The sequence below is a fragment of the Saccharopolyspora sp. SCSIO 74807 genome, from assembly GCF_037023755.1.
GTDB lineage: Bacteria > Actinomycetota > Actinomycetes > Mycobacteriales > Pseudonocardiaceae > Saccharopolyspora_C > Saccharopolyspora_C galaxeae.
In genome coordinates, this window is sequence record NZ_CP146100.1 from 554689 (window position 1) to 572068 (window position 17380).

14 protein-coding genes and 1 riboswitch are annotated in these 17380 nt (G+C 71.7%); of the genes, 11 read left to right on the plus strand and 3 right to left on the minus strand.

Annotated elements, in window-relative coordinates:
- Complete coding sequence (locus V1457_RS02510) at positions 1-1158, minus strand: CaiB/BaiF CoA-transferase family protein (protein ID WP_338599759.1); 1158 nt, start codon at positions 1156-1158, stop codon at positions 1-3.
- Between the two features lie 236 nt (positions 1159-1394).
- Between V1457_RS02510 and V1457_RS02515 the strand changes: the two genes are divergently transcribed.
- The 5 genes from V1457_RS02515 to V1457_RS02535 all read left to right on the plus strand — a co-directional run bounded on the left by V1457_RS02515 (position 1395) and on the right by V1457_RS02535 (position 5561).
- Complete coding sequence (locus tag V1457_RS02515) at positions 1395-2126, plus strand: MerR family transcriptional regulator (protein ID WP_200073188.1); 732 nt, start codon at positions 1395-1397, stop codon at positions 2124-2126.
- Between the two features lie 312 nt (positions 2127-2438).
- Positions 2439-4109 (plus strand): AMP-binding protein, encoded by a 1671-nt coding sequence (locus V1457_RS02520; RefSeq protein WP_338599764.1) that lies wholly within the window; start codon positions 2439-2441, stop codon positions 4107-4109.
- A 181-nt stretch (positions 4110-4290) separates the two neighbouring features.
- A complete protein-coding gene (locus V1457_RS02525; RefSeq protein WP_200073190.1) occupies positions 4291-4701 on the plus strand; it encodes an SSI family serine proteinase inhibitor in 411 nt (136 codons plus the stop codon).
- Between the two features lie 105 nt (positions 4702-4806).
- Positions 4807-5232: a YidH family protein gene (locus V1457_RS02530; protein ID WP_200073191.1), complete on the plus strand. Its 426-nt coding sequence runs from the start codon at positions 4807-4809 to the stop codon at positions 5230-5232.
- A gap of 2 nt (positions 5233-5234) precedes the next feature.
- Positions 5235-5561 (plus strand): DUF202 domain-containing protein, encoded by a 327-nt coding sequence (locus tag V1457_RS02535; RefSeq protein ID WP_200073192.1) that lies wholly within the window; start codon positions 5235-5237, stop codon positions 5559-5561.
- Between the two features lie 75 nt (positions 5562-5636).
- On the opposite strand, the gene V1457_RS02540 is transcribed toward V1457_RS02535, so the two are convergent.
- Positions 5637-6998 (minus strand): L-serine ammonia-lyase, encoded by a 1362-nt coding sequence (locus tag V1457_RS02540; protein WP_338599769.1) that lies wholly within the window; start codon positions 6996-6998, stop codon positions 5637-5639.
- 26 nt (positions 6999-7024) lie between these two features.
- Positions 7025-7399: a glycine cleavage system protein GcvH gene (gcvH, locus tag V1457_RS02545; RefSeq protein WP_200073194.1), complete on the minus strand. Its 375-nt coding sequence runs from the start codon at positions 7397-7399 to the stop codon at positions 7025-7027.
- 140 nt (positions 7400-7539) lie between these two features.
- A riboswitch (glycine riboswitch) is annotated at positions 7540-7630 on the minus strand.
- Between the two features lie 179 nt (positions 7631-7809).
- Here gcvH and V1457_RS02550 point away from each other — a divergent pair.
- From V1457_RS02550 to V1457_RS02575, 6 genes are all read left to right on the plus strand, one after another.
- Positions 7810-9225, plus strand: coding sequence for a glycoside hydrolase family 30 beta sandwich domain-containing protein (locus V1457_RS02550; RefSeq protein WP_338599774.1), 1416 nt, complete (start codon positions 7810-7812; stop codon positions 9223-9225).
- 103 nt (positions 9226-9328) lie between these two features.
- Positions 9329-10444, plus strand: a complete 1116-nt coding sequence (gene ald / locus V1457_RS02555) for an alanine dehydrogenase (protein ID WP_338599778.1) — start codon at positions 9329-9331, stop codon at positions 10442-10444.
- Between the two features lie 348 nt (positions 10445-10792).
- A complete protein-coding gene (locus V1457_RS02560; protein WP_200073197.1) occupies positions 10793-11368 on the plus strand; it encodes a hypothetical protein in 576 nt (191 codons plus the stop codon).
- Positions 11369-11461: 93 nt separating this feature from the next.
- A complete protein-coding gene (locus tag V1457_RS02565) occupies positions 11462-12493 on the plus strand; it encodes an ABC transporter ATP-binding protein (RefSeq protein ID WP_200073198.1) in 1032 nt (343 codons plus the stop codon).
- On the plus strand, positions 12493-13341 hold the full coding sequence (locus tag V1457_RS02570) for an ABC transporter permease (RefSeq protein WP_295146627.1): 849 nt from the start codon (positions 12493-12495) through the stop codon (positions 13339-13341). Before V1457_RS02565 ends, V1457_RS02570 begins: the two co-directional genes overlap by 1 nt.
- A gap of 151 nt (positions 13342-13492) precedes the next feature.
- Positions 13493-17272 carry an ABC transporter ATP-binding protein gene (locus V1457_RS02575; RefSeq protein WP_338599787.1) on the plus strand — a complete coding sequence of 1260 codons (3780 nt, stop codon included), beginning with the start codon at positions 13493-13495 and terminating at the stop codon, positions 17270-17272.
- The last annotated feature ends 108 nt before the right edge of the window (positions 17273-17380 follow it).

Genomic DNA, 17380 nt, shown 5'->3' on the forward strand with positions numbered 1-17380 from the left:
TCACGCTTCCTTTCCGTGGATCGCGCCGGAGGACAGCAGATCGTCCGCCCCGGGGACCTGCCAGTCCGCCAGCACCGCGGCGTCCGGCGACGGCACCGGGCGCGGCGGCGGGGTCGGGGTGCTGGAGAACCGCGGCGCCGGGGCCGGTTGCAGCACGCCGTCCGGGCGCACCAGCGTTCCGCGGGCGTTGAGGTGCGGGTGGTCGGCCGCTTCGGTCATCGAAAGCACCGGAGAGACGCAGGCATCCGAACCGTCGAAAACCTCGGTCCACGCGGCGCGGGTGCGCTGCGCGAAGACCTCGGCGAGCTTGTTGCGCAGTTCCGGCCAGTTCGCCGGATCGTCCCGGTCCGGGACCTGCCCGGTGAGCCCGAGGCGTTCCAGCAGTTCCGCGTAGAACTGCGGTTCCAGCGCACCGACGGCCATGTGCTCGCCGTCGGAAGTTTCGTAGACGTCGTAGTACGGGGCACCGGTGTCGAGCAGGTTCGTGCCGCGCTCGGTGTTCCAGGCACCCGCGTTGGCCATCCCGAACAGCATCGAGCCGAGATGCGCCGCGCCGTCCACGATCGCCGCGTCGACCACTTGGCCCCGCCCGCCTGCACGCGCCTGCAACACCCCCGCCAGCACACCGACCGCGAGGTAGAGCGAACCGCCGCCGAAGTCGCCGAGCAGGTTCGCGGGCACCTGCGGCGGCCCGCCCTTGCGGCCGATCGCGTGCAACATGCCGGTCAGCGCGATGTAGCCGACGTCGTGCCCGGCGTTCGAGGCCAGCGGCCCGTCCTGGCCCCAGCCGGTCATCCGGCCGTAGACCAGCCGCGGATTGACCTCCCAGCACTGCTCCGGACCGACGCCGAGGCGTTCGGCCACGCCGGGGCGGAAGCCTTCGATCAGCACGTCGGCCTGCTCCGCCAGCGCGAGCACCGATGCCGGACCGCGCTCGTGCTTGAGGTCCACCGAGATCGCGCGTTTGCCGCGGTCGAGCAGGTCGTGCTCGCCGGGTCCGCCGCCGGGACGCCCGACGCGCACCACGTCCGCGCCCAGGTCCGCCAGCAGCATCGCGCAGAACGGTGCCGGGCCGATGCCCGCCAGCTCGACCACGCGCACGCCCGCCAAGGGGCCGTTCTGTCCCGCCGGCGGTCCGCCGTGTCCCTCTGCCGTCACGCCTGCACCTCCGCCCGCGGCGACGTCGCCGCGCAAGCCCGTCTTCGACACCGTTGTCCGACCTCGCCGCTGTCCGGCCGCGCGGATCGACGGTTGCCGGTACCTGTCCGGGAACCCGCTGGGGCGCCTGCGGTTCCGCTGGCCGGGCACCCGCCGAGTCCGACGACAGAACATTTACGACGCAGTTAGTGTTACATCGTTGGTGTCACAGAGGTCAAGGAGTAAGGTGTCCCACTATGCTCCGAACAGCGGACGAAGAGCTGACCATCGACGAACTGGCCGCCCGCGCCGGAGTCACCGTGCGCACCGTCCGCTTCTACTCGTCGCGCGGACTGATCCCACCACCGCGCCTGCGCGGGCGTCTCGGACTCTACGGCGCCGATCACCTCGCCCGGCTGGACCTGATCCGCGAGCTGCAGACGCTCGGGTTCACCCTCTCCGCGATCGAACGGCACCTGGAAGGCATCCCCGACGACGCCACGCCGGAGGACCTCGCGCTGCAGCGGGCGCTGCTGGCGCCGTGGACCAGTGATCAGACCGAGGACCTCTCCCGCAACGAGCTGAACCAGCGCGCCGGGCGGCACCTCGACGACGATCTCGTCGAGCAGCTGATCTCGCTGGGCGTGCTGGAGCGGACCGGCGACGGGCTCGACCACGTGCGGCTGCCGAACACCGCGATGCTCGGGGTCGGGCTGCAGATCCTCGACCTCGGCCTGCCGCTGGAGATGCTGCTGCGGGCCAAGGACATCGTGGACCGGCACACCACGCAGATCGCCGTCGAACTGCGCGAGCTGTTCGCCGCGAACGTGCTGCGCCCGTACGTCGAGCGGGGCAGGCCGGAGCAGGAGCGCGAGCGGGTGCGGGAGGCCACCGACCAGTTGCGGCCGCTGACCATCCAAGTCCTGGTCAACGGTTTCCAGAACGCGGTCAACAACGTGATCCGCGAGCACGTTCGGGAACCCGAATAAAACGGACTTACCGCCCGTTTTCCGCGGGCTGTGGGAAAACCGCTCCCCGTCGACGAGACCTTCCACCGCATCCGCCGCGACCACGGCGCGGCGGATCAGGCGCTCGCCGATTCAACCTGAATGCGGGAACGTTTCGTCCTGGCAGCGGAAGAACCCACGGAACGCCGACACGCACGAGCACGAGAACCGCTGATCCGCGCACCGGGCGGCACTCGTCCGGCTCCTGGTCAAAACGGCCACCGGCGCGGTTCGATCGGCTGGGTCACGCGCGTCGCGACCGTGGCCACCTCGCAAGTGGGGAGGAGCCACCGCATGGACGCATTCGCGGAGTCCGCGGCGCCGCTGACCGTTCCGCGGCTGTTCGGGCGCAACGCCGCCGAACATCCCGACCGGCCCGCGCTTACCGCAGGCGACCGCACCTGGACCTGGGGCGAAGCCGAGCGCGAGGTGCGTTCGCTGGCCGCCGGGTTCGCCGCGCTCGGCCTGCGGCCGGGGCAGACCGCGGTGCTGATGATGTCCAACCGGCCCGAGCAGTGGCTGGCCGATGCCGCGCTCGCGCACCTCGGCGCCGTCCCGGTGGCGGTCGCCCCCGCGCTCAGCACCGGCGACGTCGGCCACGTGGCCCGGCACAGCCGCGCTCGGCTGCTCCTGCTGGAGAACGCCCAGCACGTGCGCAGGTCCGCGGCGGCGCTGCGGGACGCGGAAGGGCTGGAGCACGTGGTCGTGCTCGACGAGCAGGCCATCCCGGACGAGGACCGCCGCTTCCGGTCCTGGGACGCGCTGCGCGCCGGAGGCGAACGGCTGCTCGCCGAAGACCCGGGGCTGGTGCGGCGGCACGCCGACGACGTCGGACCGGACGATCCGGTGACCGTGTCGTACTCGCAGGACCCGCTCGGACAGCAGACCGGTGTCGTGCTGACCCACCGCAACGTGCTCGCCGCAGCCGATGCACGGCATCGGCTCACCGGCGCGCAGCCGCACTCGCGCACCGTCTGCTCGCTGCCCATGGCGCACATGGCCGAGCGCGCGACCAGCCTGTACAGCGCCATCCACGACATCGCGCACGTGCACTTCTGCAACGGGATCAGTGAGGTCGTCGATGCGCTGCCGGACATCCGACCGCACACGCTCGTCGGCGTGCCGCGGTTGTGGGAACGGCTCGCGGCGAAACTGCGCGCCTCGGCCGACGGGCACGATCCGCTCGCCAAGATCGGACTCGACGCCACCACTTGGGCGGCCAGCGGTTCCGCGCCGCTGAACCGGGAGGTGCCGGAGCTGTTCGCCGCCAGCGGCCTGGAGATCTTCGAGTGCTGGGGCCTGACCGAGACCGCCGGCTGGACCGCGTCCGGTTCCCCGGGCAGCACCCGGCCGGGCACCGCGGGACGCCCGCTGCCCGGTGTCCAGGTGCGCGCCGAGGACGGCGAACTGCTGGTGCGCGGGCCGATGGTGTGCGCGGGCAGGCTCGAGGACGACGGGGTGATCCGCTCGATCACCGACTCCGGCGGCTGGTTGCGCACCGGCGACGCGGGAAGCGTCGACGCGGACGGCTTCCTCTCGATCACCGGTCGCAAGGACGAGCTCATCGTCGACGCCGACGGGCAGCACGTCTCTCCCGACGTCGTGGAGAACGCGCTGCGAGCGCATCCGTTGATCGGGCACGCATTGGTCTTCGGCAACGGACGGCCGCACCTGGTCGCGCTGCTGGTGCTGGACGAGGAAGCGGCTCCGGAATGGGCGCGGCAGCACGGCATCGACGGCACCTCGCCTGCCGAACTGGCCCGGCACCCGGAGGTGCTCGCCGAGGTGGACCGCGCGGTCGGGGCGGCGAACTCGTGGCTCGACGCGTCCGGCCAGGTCCGCGGGCACCGGCTGCTGGACCGCACGTGGGGCGCCGAGGGCGGCGAGCTCGGCCCGTCGATGCGGTTGCGCCGCCACGCCATCCACGACAAGTACGCCGAAGTGCTGGAGTCGCTGTACTCCTGACTTGCTCACCACCGAGTGGTGGCAGCCGATCGGCATCGCCGCCGTTGATCACTGATGGTCACCGAAGCGCCACCGGGGGAACCTCGATTCGGTGATCTTTGAGTATTGGTGCGGTTCGGACCGGGAATGTGCCGATACATCTGAGCGGACACTTCCCCGAATCCCCGGAGGCGCACCTGACATGGCTGCCACCAAACTGACCCGCACCCTGCTGCTGACCGCACTGCTCACCGCCGCGTCCGTGCCCGCGGGAGTGGCCAACGCGGCCCCGGACGCGGCCGAGCGCAGCGCTTTCACGCTCTCGGTCGGACCCGAGAACGGCGTCGAAACCCCGCGCACGACGCTGCTGAGCTGCGACCCGGCGGGCGGCACGCACCCGCGGGCGGACGCCGCCTGCGCGAGCCTGCGGGACGCGGGCGGGGACTTCCACCGGCTCAGCCAGAACCACGCGGCCACGCCGTGTCCGATGGTGCTCAAGCCCGTCGTGGCGACCGCGCACGGCAACTGGCAGGGCAAGCCGGTGCACTTCCGGCAGGAGTTCGGCAACGAGTGCGTGGCCGCGGCGAAGCTGGGCGCGGTGTACGACTTCTGATCCCGCCGCACGACGACCCCGCGCAAGGCTTTCGCGCGGGGTCGTTCGCGTGTGCGGCACCACTACTCGACCGACTGGCCACACTGGACGTATTACCGTGACGGCATGGCCGCAGAGCAGCACGAATCCGCCGGGAGACCGGACGGGCAACGGGAATCGTCCGCTTCTCGGTGGCCGCAGCGGCTCTACGGCACGGGCACCGAACCCGATCCCCGCTTCACCCTCGCCAACGAGCGGACGTTCCTGGCGTGGATCCGGACGGCGCTGGCGCTGATGGCGGCCGGGGTCGGCGTGGAGGCGTTGAACGCCGCGGCCGCGACGCACAGCCCGCTGCGCACCGCCCTTGCGGTGTTGCTGCTGCTGGCGGGGGTCGTGTGCAGCGTGGCCGCGTTCGGGCGCTGGGTGCGGCTGGAGCGCGCGTTGCGCACCGGCGCACCGCTGCCGTCGCCGAAGCTCGCGCCGTTCATCGGCTACGGCCTCGGCGCGATCGGCGTGGCTTCGTTCGTCCTGCTGCTGATCACCGGGTTCTGAGCGTGCCGCACGAGGAGCCCTGGGATCCCGGTTTGCAGGTCGAGCGCACCACGCTCGCGTGGTTGCGCACGATCATGGCCTTCGTCGCCGGGATGGCGGTGCTGCTGCGGCTGATCGCGCACCGCAGCGCAGTGGCCGCCGCGGTGTCCGCTGCGGTGTTCCTGCCGGTGGCAGCAGTGATCGCGTTCCTGGCGTGGCGCCGCCACCGGCGGGCCGAACGCAACCTCCGAGCGGACGAGCCGCTCCCCGACGGAGTGCTGCACGCCGGCGTGACCGCTCTGTCCCTGGTGGCCGCAGCCACCGCACTGGCCTACGCGCTGATCCTGTAGCGGACCGCCGCGGTTTTTCCGCGGACCATCCAGCGGAACCGCTGGCCTGCGGTGAACGACCCGTTCCCCGCAGGCTCAGCACTCGATCACGTTCACCGCGAGACCGCCGCGGGCCGTCTCCTTGTACTTGACCTTCATGTCCCGGCCGGTGTCGCGCATCGTGCGGATCGCCTTGTCCAGCGAGACGACGTGGCTGCCGTTGCCGCGCAAGGCCATCCGCGCGGCCGTGACCGCCTTGACCGAGGCGACCGCGTTGCGCTCGATGCACGGAACCTGAACCAGACCGCCCACCGGATCGCAGGTGAGACCGAGGTTGTGCTCCACCCCGATCTCCGCGGCGTTCTCCACCTGCCCCGGCGTCGCGCCGAGCACTTCGGCGAGCCCGGCGGCGGCCATCGAGCACGCCGAACCGACTTCGCCTTGGCAACCGACCTCGGCACCGGAGATCGAAGCGTTCTCCTTGAACAACACCCCGATCGCCCCGGCCGCGAGCAGGAAGCGCACGATGCCGTCCTCGTCGGCGCCCGGCACGAACCGCGCGTAGTAGTGCAGCACCGCGGGCACGATCCCCGCTGCACCGTTGGTGGGCGCGGTCACGACCCGCCCGCCCGCGGCGTTCTCCTCGTTCACCGCCAGCGCGAACAGCGTGAGCCATTCCATCGGGTCGTCCCGCTCGGTCAGGCTCGCCCGCAGCGTCGCCGCGCGTCTGCGCACCTTGAGCCCACCGGGCAGCACCCCGTCGTTGCGGGAGCCGTTTTCCACGCACTCCTGCATGACCGACCAGATGTGCAGCAGTCCCGCGCGCACCTGTTCCTCGGATCGCCAGGACAGCTCGTTGGCCAGCATCACGTCGCTGATCCGCGCGCCGGATTCCGAGCACTGCTCGAGCAGTTGCGCACCGGTGCTGAACGGGTGCCGCAACGGAGTCTCGTCCGGTTTGATCCGGTCCGCGCCCGTGGCGTCCTCGTCCACGACGAAACCGCCGCCGACCGAATAGAACACCGCTTCGCGCAGCGGGCCGGACTCGCCGAGCGGCCCGTGCGCGCTGAAGCGCATCCCGTTCGGATGCAACGGCAAGGATTTGCGCCGGTGCATCACCAGATCCTTGTCGGGGTCGAACCGGACCTCGCGCGCACCGTTGAGCAACAAGCCGCCGCCGGAACGCACCTCGTCCATCCGGTGCTCGACCGAGGACGGCTCGACGGTCTCCGGGTCGTGGCCTTCCAGCCCGAGCAGCACCGCCTTCGGGCTGCCGTGGCCGTGCCCGGTCGCGCCCAGCGAGCCGAACAGCTCGGCCTTCACCCGCACCACCTGGTCGAGCAGCCCGTCGCGGTGCAACCCCGCGACGAACCGGCCCGCCGCCCGCATCGGGCCGACGGTGTGCGAGCTCGACGGCCCGATGCCCACCGAGAAGAGGTCGAAGACACTGATCGCCATGGCCTGCCCCTTCCGGCCTGGCTCGGCTACTCGCCGCTGGTGAACGCGGCGTATTGCTCGGCGGTGAGCACAGCACCGGTGCTCTCCGCGCGCACTTCGAGCAGCCAGCCGTTGCCGAACGGGTCGGCGTTGACCGCCGCCGGGTCGTCCACGACGGCCTCGTTGACCGCTACGACCTCACCGGTCACCGGGGCGTACAGGTCGCTGACGGACTTGGTGGATTCCAGCTCGCCGCAGGACTGGCCGGATTCGATGCGTTCCCCGGTCTCCGGGAGCTGCACGTAGACGATGTCGCCGAGCGCTTCAGCCGCGTACGGCGTGACACCGATGCGGACCACGTCACCGCGGTCCTCGATCCACTCGTGCTCTTCGGTGTAGCGCAGCTGCTCGGGCAGGGACATGGAGGCTCCTGAAGGGCGTCGTGGGCACGGTCGTGCCCGGGTCCTGGGCCTCCCCCTCTGTTGCGGAACCTGAGAGCTTCACCGCCGCAGGCGGCTTGCACCGTGGGTGCGGCGCCGGAGCGCGCGCTTTCCAGAGTCGCCTCGCCCGAGCGGTCATGGTGCCTGAGAGTTTGCGGGGAGAGTTTGCTCCTTCGGCGCCCTGCTGCGCAGGGTCTCTCCCGCCCGGGTTCTGCGGCGGTATGCGGTTGTCGCGTGTGCGGCAACGATAAACGCACCGCTGCGGCTGGCAAAGCCCCTCCCACCGGACCGGGCACGCCCGATGGTCGGTGCGCAGGTGCCGCCGAACGGCGCTAGCCACCGCGAGATTGGTTCAACCACCCTGGTCGGGAACCGATCGACGGGAGGTTCCGGTGCGCGGAACTCGCAGGTCAAAGCTGGCTGCGCTGGTGTTGTCGGCGTTCGCGCCGGGTCTCGTGCTCGCGCCTGCGGCGCACGCCGAGCCGTCGGTCGGCGTGTGGCTGACCACTCAGGACGGCGGGCAGCTGCTCGCGCGCCAGCCGGACGTCGAGTTCGGCTCGGGCGGCGGGCATCGCACGATCACCGTCGATCCGGGCGAGACCCACCAGACCATGACCGGGTTCGGTGCGGCGCTGACCGACTCGTCGGCGGCGTTGATGAACGCCTCGCCGCGGCGCGACGAACTGCTGACCGAGCTGTTCGACCAGCGCGAGGGCATCGGGCTGACCGCGGTGCGGCAGGTGATCGGCGCCTCGGACTTCGCGCGCGAGGTCTACAGCTACGACGAGGTGCCTCCGGGCCAGGACGACTACGACCTGTCCGAGTTCTCCATCGCGCACGACGAGGCCGACATCCTGCCGCTGCTGCGGCGCGCGAAGGAACTCTCGCCGGAGCTGAACGCGGTCGCCACGCCGTGGAGCGCGCCGGGCTGGATGAAATCCGGCGGCTCGATGATCGGCGGCGAACTGCCCGCGCAGAACTACCAGGTGTTCGCCGACTACCTGGTGAAGTTCGTGCAGGCGTACCAGCGGGCTGGTGTGCCGATCGATGCGCTGACCCCGCAGAACGAGCCGCTGAACACGCAGGAGTCGTACCCGGGCAGCCCGATGGCACCGGACGCGCAGGCCGCGTTCGTCCGCAACGACCTCGGGCCGAAGCTCGAGCAGGCCGGGCTGGGGACCGAGGTGTTCGCCTACGACCACAACTGGGACGACGTCGACTACCCGAACCAGGTCCTCGATGCCGCCGCGCAGTACACCGACGGCGCGGCGTTCCACTGCTACGGCGGCGACCCGTCGGCGCAGTCCGCGGTGCACGAAGCGCATCCGGACGCCGAGATCCACCTGACGGAGTGCTCCGGCACCGAATCAGCCGACCCCGCGAACACCTTCCGCGACACATTGGCCTGGCAGGCCGACAACCTGATCATCGGCGGCACCCGGAACCACGCGAGCAGCGTGCTGCTGTGGAACCTGGCGCTGGATCCCGCGCACGGGCCGGTCCTGGACGGCGCCTGCACCGACTGCACCGGCGTGACGACCGTCGATGGCGGGGACGTGCGCTACAACGCGGAGTACTACGCGCTCGGGCACGCCAGCAAGTTCGTGCGGCCGGGGGCCGTCCGGGTCGGCTCGAACGACCTCGGCGAAGTCCGCAACGCCGCGTTCCGCAACCCCGACGGCTCCATCGCGCTGATCGCGCACAACCCGACCGGTGGCGAGCAGACCTTCACCGTGTCCGCGCAGAACCGCGCCTTCGACTACACGTTGCCCGCGGGCGGGCTGGCGACCTTCAGCTGGCCGGGCTGAGCCCTTCGCGCGGCGCGTCCACCGCGCCGATGGCACCGCGGCGACGAGCACGGGCGCGGCGTACCGGCGGAGGATGGTGGCAGCCACGCGGAAGGGAGCACGGGTGAAGATCGCGGTGCCGCAAGAGATCAAGAACCACGAGTACCGAGTGGCGTGCACCCCGGCAGGCGTGCACGAGCTGCGCGCACACGGCCACGAGGTGTTCGTGCAGGCCGGCGCGGGGTCCGGCTCGTCGATCCCGGACGAGGACTACCTCGCGGCGGGGGCGGAGCTGGTCGGTTCGGCGGACGAGGCGTGGGCAGCGGGCGAACTGGTGCTCAAGGTGAAGGAGCCGGTACCGGAGGAGTACCCGCGGCTGCGCGAGGGGCAACTGCTGTTCACCTACCTGCACCTGGCCGCATCGGCCGAGCTGACCGGGGCGCTGATGCGCGCCGGGGTCACCGGCATCGCCTACGAGACCGTGCAGGCACCCGGCGGGAACCTGCCGCTGCTGGCGCCGATGAGCGAGGTCGCAGGCAGGCTGGCCCCGCAGGTCGGCTCCTACGCGCTGCTGCGTCCCAGCGGCGGGCGGGGTGTCCTGCCCGGCGGTGTTCCCGGAGTGGCGCCCGCGCGGGTCGTGGTGATCGGCGGCGGGGTCGCGGGGCTGAATGCCGCGACCGTCGCGCTCGGCATGGGCGCGGACGTGGAACTGCTGGACACCAACGTCGACAAGCTGCGCGACATCGACCGCGACTACCGCGGCGGCATCCGCACCGTGGCCTCGAACCGGTACACCGTGGAATCCGCGGTGCAGGCGGCCGACCTGGTGATCGGCGCGGTGCTGATCCCCGGCGCGAAAGCCCCGAAGCTCGTCTCGAACGAGCTGGTGTCGCGGATGAAGCCGGGCAGCGTGCTGGTGGACGTGGCGGTCGACCAGGGCGGCTGCTTCGCCGATTCGGAGCCCACCACGCACGACGCCCCGACCTACCGGGTGCACGACTCGTTGTTCTACTGCGTGGCCAACATGCCGGGCGCGGTGCCGAACACCTCGACGCACGCGCTCACCAACGTGACGCTGCCGTACGCGCTGCGCATCGCCGATCACGGGTGGCGCGCGGCGTGCGCGGCGGACCCGGCGCTGGCGGGCGGGCTGAACACGCACGGCGGGAAGCTGGTGAACGCAGCGGTCGCGGAGGCGCACGACCTGCCGCTGACGGATCCGTCCGCGGTACTGGACTGACGGGGGTACTGGACTGACGGGGGCGAGAGCCCCGGAGCGCTGCACGGAACGTATGGGGCGGCCCGCTCAACCGGCCTGGGGGTCACCGGGAGCGGGCCGCCAACACCAGTGTAGGCCACGAACGCCTGATTTCCGACGACGCGGAGCGCGTCGGCGACTCGAATCGGCAGCCGAATCGATAACCACCCGAAGGAGTGAGTTCGACGCGTCCGGGTGCAGCTCGGCCGGACACCTGCCGATGGGAGGGCGCGAAGATCGGCCGCGGGCGCCCGCGCTCGGCGCACCGGCCGCGACCCGGCCGGACGCGAAGGGCCGACGATCGGGCCCGAGAATACGGGGGAGCCCACCGTGGACGAGGCGAAGATGCGCGAGGCCGTCCTGGACCGGCTGGCGCGACTGGACCGAGTGGCCGCCGACGGCGGCGCCGAGGCCCTGCTGCCGGTGACGCGTTCCGAGCTGCGCCGCCTCACCGAAGGTCTCCGCGCGCTGTTGGCCCGGCACCAGCCCGATCTCGACGGTCACTGCCCTGCCTGTTCGGGAACGTTGCGCAGCCGGCGGTGGCCGTGCGAGGTGTGGCTGGTGGTGCACCGCCAGCTCATCGGCGACCGGTTCGGGCAGGCGACGGCCGAACCCGCCCCGCAGTTCCCGCCGCCCGAGCACGACCCCGAGCAGGACGCCGGGGATGCCGCGGACTCCGGCGAGACCGGCGAGATCCCGATTTGGCCGCAGTGGCACGACGACGAAACCGGCGAACCCGGCACCGCATCGCCGGGGCCGGAGTTCACCGCGCTCGCGCACGACCCGCGCCCCCACCGCTTCCCGCCGGTCGGCGGTCACCTGGAGTTCGACCGGGTGCCTCGCAGCCGCACCGCCGCGTCCGGCGCGGAGCGGCAAATCTCCTGGCCACCGCACCGCGGCGGCTGACCCGCCCACGCCTGGACGATCACCGCTGCACCGTCAGGCAGGATGGTGGCCGCGCCGAGCACCGGCGCGCCAACGGCGACGATGGAGGAGCGTGTGCACGACGGCAGCGGCCGGATCCTGGTGCAGCACCTGAGCAAGAACTTCGGCCAGGTCGGCGCGGTCCGCGACCTCAGCTTCGCGGTCGAGCCCGGGGTGGTGACGGGGTTCCTCGGACCGAACGGTTCCGGCAAGACGACCACGCTGCGCATGGTGCTCGGGCTGGTGAACCCCACCGAGGGCTCGAGCACGATCAACGGGGTGCCGTTCGCGCAGCTGCGCAACCCCGCCACCGTGGTGGGCGCGGTGCTGGAGGCGCAGAGCTTCCACCCGTCGCGCACCGCGCGCAACCACCTCCGCTGCTACGCCGCGGCGATGAACGTGCCGGACCAGCAGGTCGACCACGCGCTGGAACTCGTCGGGCTCACCGGCGCCGCGGGCCGCGCCGCGGGCGGGTTCTCGATGGGCATGCGGCAGCGGCTGGCGCTGGCCACCGCGCTGCTGGGCGATCCGCAGGTGCTGATCCTGGACGAACCGGCCAACGGCCTCGACCCGGAGGGCATCGCGTGGTTGCGCAGCTTCCTGCGATCGTTCGCCGCGTCCGGGCGCACGGTGCTGGTCTCCAGCCACCTGCTGCGGGAGATGGAGCACACCGTCGATCACGTCGTGATCGTCAGTCGCGGTGAGTGCGTCTACAACGGCCACCTCGACGAACTGCGCGCGCAGCAGAGCTCGCGCGTGCTGGTCCAGGCCAGCGACCCGAACACACTGGTCACCGAGCTGCAGGAAGCCGGCAACGAGGTGGAGTACCTCGCCGACGGGCGGCTGGGCGTCACCGGCTCGGACTCCAAGGCGGTCGCGGACCTCGCGCTGGAAGCCGGGGTGGCGATCTACGGGCTGGAGGACGAGCAGGTCGACCTGGAGCAGCTGTTCTTCCGGCTCACCAGCGGCCAGTACGTGGCGGGCGCCTACCAGCCGGAGCACGGCCCGGCGGGCGGTTGGGGACCACCCGGCAACGGGCCCGATCCGTACCAGCAAGCGCAGCAGTCGGACTCCCAGCAACGCGACGGCCTCGGAGGTGGCGCCTGATGGGCGGCCTGATCAAGTCCGAGTTCCGGAAGGTCTTCACCACCAACCTGTGGTGGGCGCTGCTCATCCCGGTCGCCGTGATCAGCTTCGGCTCCGGCTGGATGGGCACCGGATTCGGCACCATCAACTCGATCGAGCAGGAGATCGGCAGGCCGTTGCCGCTGGGCCTGCTGACCATGTCGATGTCGACGAACTTCAGCGTGATCTTCGCTGGGCTGCTGGGTGCGCTGGCGATCACCGGCGAGCACCGCAGCAAGAGCATCACCACGACGTACCTGACCGCCAGCTCGCGCGGAGCGGTGCTGAGCGCGAAGCTGATCAGCTACACCGGATTGGGCCTGCTCTACGGCCTGGTGAACGTGCTGGCCGCCACCGCGGGGGGTCTGGTGGGCGCCGGGACGAACGGGCTCGGCAACCTGGCCGACTGGTTCGCGGTCGGCGGTGCCGGACTGCTCGCGATGGTGCTGTGGACGCTGCTCGGCGTCGGGTTCGGCGCGGTGGTCTCCAGCCCGGTCGTGGCGATCATGGTGCTGCTGATCTACAAGTTCGTGTTCGAGTTCATCGTCACCAGCTTCCTGATGACCTCCGACCCGCAGGGCGTGAGCGCGTACCTGCCGGGAACCGCGGGCAGCGGCATCGTCGGCAACCTCGCGGTGCCGATCTTCATCCGCGCCGCGGCGGGCAGCAACGAGCAGATGGTGCCGCAGGACGTGTTCGACGTGCTGCACTTCTTCTTCGGCGGCTCGTACCACCACCCGTGGTGGCTGAGCCTGCTGACGTTCGCCGGCTACACCGCGGTGTTCGTGCTCGGCGGCTGGTACTTCAGCAGGCGCCGGGACATCACCTGACCCGACGCCGCGACGAACGGACCTCCCGGCAACGGGGGGTCCGTTTTGTTTCGGTACGTGGCATTCCGCCCAGCACAACGACCCGAAGGGGCAACGAACACCACGTCGTCGAACGGGCCGTGATGTCGGGCTCGGGACATAACCTGGCCTGGTGAGCGACTCCGACACGGCCGCCGACGGCGGCGCCGAGCGCACCCGCCCCGGGTGGATCCGCCGGCTGTTCGCCGCCTGCTGGCGGCATCCGATCGCCGTGCTGCTGGCGATGGGCGCTTCGGTGGCCGCGGTCGGACTCGAGGCGCTCGTCCCGCTGCTGACGAAGACGGCCGTCGACGACGCGGTCGCGGGTAGCACCGGCCGCCTGTGGTGGCTGGCCGCGGCACTGGCCGGGCTGGGCGTGTTCCGCTTCGGCGCGGCGTTCGTGCGCCGCTACTCCGCGGGCAGGCTGGCGCTGGACGTCCAGCACGACCTCCGGCGAGCGGTGTTCGGCTCGGTGCAGCGGCTGGACGGCGGCAAGCAGGACGCGCTGCGCACCGGGCAGGTGGTGTCCCGGGCGATCACCGATCTGCAGCTGGTGAACGCGCTGCTGGCGATGTTGCCGCTGGCGGCGGGCACCGTGGTGCTCGCGGTGTTCGCACTGACCGCGATGCTGTGGCTGTCCCCGCTGCTGACGCTGGTCGTGCTGGTCGTGATGCCGCTGATCGCGATCGTGTCCGCGCACAGCCGCAAGCGGCTGTTCCCCGCCACGTGGTCGGCGCAGCAATGCGCCGCGGACATCGCGCAGCAGGTCGAGGAGTCGGTCGCCGGGGTCCGCGTGGTGAAGGGCTTCGGGCAGGAGGCGCGGGAGGTCTCCGGCCTGGAGGCCCGCGCGCGGCGGCTGTTCGCCGAACGGCTCCGCGCGGCACGGATGACCTCGCTGCCGCAGGCGACCCTGACCGCGCTGCCCTCGGCAGGGCAGGTCGGCGTGCTCGGGCTCGGCGGCTGGATGGCGTTGCAGGGCCAGGTCGGCATCGGCACGTTCGTGGCGTTCGCCGCCTACGTCACGATGCTCGGCGGCCCGGCCCGGATGCTGGCCAGCGTGCTGGTGCAGGGGCAGGTGACCCGCGCGGGCATGGAGCGGATCACCGACCTGATCGACTCGCGGCCGGACGTGCGCAACCGGCCCGGCGCCGTGGACCTGCCCGAGGTGCCGCTGCGGGTGCGGCTGGACGACGCCGGGTTCGGGTACACCCGCGATCAGCGAGTGCTGGACGGCATGTCGCTGACCGTGCGGCCCGGCGAGACGGTGGCGCTGGTCGGCTCGGCCGGCTCCGGCAAGTCGACGGTGTCACTGCTGCTGCCCCGCTTCTACGACGTCCAGCAAGGCGCGGTGCGGATCGGGACCGCGGACGGGACGACCGAGCACGACGTGCGCGACGTGCGGCTGGAGTCGCTGCGCAAGGCCGTGGGCGTGGTGTTCGAAGAGGCGTTCCTGTTCTCCGACACCATCCGCGGCAACATCGCCTACGGGCGGCCGGACGCGTCCGAAGCGGAGATCGTCGCCGCGGCCCGCGCCGCGGAAGCGCACGAGTTCATCACCGAGCTGCCCGACGGCTACGACACGATGGTCGGCGAGCGCGGCCTGACGCTCTCCGGCGGTCAGCGGCAGCGGGTGGCGCTGGCCCGCGCACTGCTGTCCGACCCGCGGATCCTGGTGCTCGACGACGCCACCTCGGCGGTCGACCCGGCCACCGAGGCCGCCATCCACGACACGCTGCGCTCGGTCACCGCGCAGCGCACGACGCTGCTGATCGCGCACCGCCGCTCCACGCTCGCGTTGGCCGACCGGGTGGCGGTGCTGGAGGAGGGCCGCGTCGTCGATGTGGGGACGCAGCACGAGCTGGAGCGGCGCTGCACGCTGTTCCGCTCGTTGCTGGCCGGGCCGGGCGAGTCGATCGAGACGCCGCACGCGGCTCCGGAGACGACCTCGGCGCAACTGTGGCCGGAGGTCGCGGACGAGCCGGAGGCAGCGCACACGATCACGGCGCCGCAAGGCCCTGGTGCGCGCGGAACCTCGACGAGCAGCAAGGACGCCACTCCCCTGACCCCGGAATTGAAAGCAGGGATCCGACGACTGCCCGCGGCCACCGAGGCTCCGCGGCTGCCCGGCGTCGACGCCACCGCCCCCGACCCGCAGTTCCGGCTGACGCGGCTGCTGCGGCCGATCCGCTGGGGCCTGGTGCTCACCGTCGCGCTGGTCGCCGGAGACGCGCTGACTTCGATCGCACTGCCGTCGCTGGTGCGCGAGGGCGTCGACCGCGGAGTCGGCGCGGGCGATCCGGCGACGCTGTGGACGGTCACCGCGGTCGGCGCTGCGGTGGTGCTCGCGGCCTGGCTGGTGATCAAGGCGCAGACCGTGATCACCGCCCGCACCGGCGAGACGCTGCTGTACCTGCTGCGGGTGCGCAGCTTCGCGCACCTGCAGCGGCTCGGGCTGGACTACTACGAGCGCGAACTCGCCGGGCGGATCATGACCCGGATGACCACCGACGTCGACGCGTTGTCGACGTTCCTGCAGACCGGCATGGCCACCGCCGTGGTCAGCGTGTTCACCATCGTCGGCATCGCGGTCGCGCTGCTGATCACCGACCTGTCGCTGGCACTGGTGGCGCTGGCGGTGCTGCCGCCGCTGATCGTCGCGACGGTGCTGTTCCGCAGGGTCGCGGCGACCGCCTACGCGGAGGCCCGGGAACGGGTGAGCACGGTGAACGCGGACCTGCAGGAGAACGTCTCCGGCCTGCGGGTCGCCCAGGCGCACCGCCGCGAACGCCATTCCGCGAAGGTTTTCGCGCAGCGCAGCGACGCCTACCGGCGGTCGAGGCTGCGGGCGCAGCGCTACATCGCCACGTTCTTCCCGTTCACCACGCTGCTGTCCGAGCTGGCGCAAGCGGCGGTGCTGGGCGTCGGCGCCACCCGGGTCGCCACCGGCGACCTGACCGCCGGAGTCCTGGTGGCGTTCCTGCTCTACCTGGGCATGTTCTTCTCGCCGGTGCAGCAGCTGTCGGGCGTGTTCGACCAGTACCAGCAGGCGCGGGTCGGGCTGCGCCGCATCGGTGAGCTGCTGCGCACGCCGACCTCGGTGCCCGCGGCGGCCGAGCCGGTCGAGGTGCCGCCCCGGTTCGCCGGTGAGGTCGAGGTGCGCGACGTGTCGTTCCGGTACCCGGGCACCGACGAGCCCGCGCTGCGGGACATCTCGCTGAAGATCGACCCGGGTACCACGGTCGCCCTGGTCGGGCCGACCGGGGCGGGCAAGTCGACGCTGGTGAAGCTGCTCGCCCGGTTCTACGACGTGACCGCGGGAGCGGTGCTGATCGACGGGATCGACGTGCGCCGCTTCGAACCTGCCGGCTACCACCACCGGCTCGCGGTCGTCCCGCAGGAGGGCTACCTGTTCGCAGGCGACGTCGCCGCGAACATCGCCTACGGCCGCCCGGACGCGACCGATGCGGAGATCGAGGCCGCCGCCCGCGACGTGGGCGCGCTGCCCGGCATCGCGATGCTGCCGAACGGGTTCCGCCAGCAGGTCGGCGAACGCGGCCGGGAGCTCTCGGCCGGTCAGCGCCAGCTCGTGGCGCTGGCCCGCGCGGAACTGGTCCGCCCCGACCTGCTGCTGCTGGACGAGGCGACCGCGGCGCTGGACCCGGCGACGGAATCGCTGGTCATCTCGGCGAGCGACAAGCTGGCCGCGCGCCGCACGACGTTCGTGGTGGCGCACCGGCTGGGCACCGCAGCCCGGGCGGACCGCATCGTGGTGATCGACGGCGGGCAGGTCGTGGAGGACGGCAGCCACTCGGAGTTGATGGAGCTCGGCGGCCAGTACGCGCGGCTGTGGCACGCCACCGACGCGCACTCGCACTCCGCACCAGGCGTCGGAACGGTGCGGACACGGCACTGAGCTGCTGCTACCCGGCGTGTCCGCGCGCGATGCGTTGCGCGTAATCGACCGCGATGTGGGAACCAACCGCTCACGTCGCGGGAATCCGCGGCCGCTGCCGAAACGTTG

Excerpts from the sequence above, each read along its gene's own strand:
- V1457_RS02525 (WP_200073190.1), top strand. The coding sequence starts at position 4,291 with ATGGCTGCCACCAAACTGACCCGCACCCTGCTGCTGACCGCACTGCTC.
- V1457_RS02570 (WP_295146627.1), top strand. The coding sequence starts at position 12,493 with ATGGGCGGCCTGATCAAGTCCGAGTTCCGGAAGGTCTTCACCACCAAC.
- V1457_RS02515 (WP_200073188.1), top strand. The coding sequence starts at position 1,395 with ATGCTCCGAACAGCGGACGAAGAGCTGACCATCGACGAACTGGCCGCC.
- gcvH (WP_200073194.1), bottom strand. The coding sequence starts at position 7,399 with ATGTCCCTGCCCGAGCAGCTGCGCTACACCGAAGAGCACGAGTGGATC.
- V1457_RS02530 (WP_200073191.1), top strand. The coding sequence starts at position 4,807 with ATGGCCGCAGAGCAGCACGAATCCGCCGGGAGACCGGACGGGCAACGG.
- V1457_RS02540 (WP_338599769.1), bottom strand. The coding sequence starts at position 6,998 with ATGGCGATCAGTGTCTTCGACCTCTTCTCGGTGGGCATCGGGCCGTCG.
- V1457_RS02520 (WP_338599764.1), top strand. The coding sequence starts at position 2,439 with ATGGACGCATTCGCGGAGTCCGCGGCGCCGCTGACCGTTCCGCGGCTG.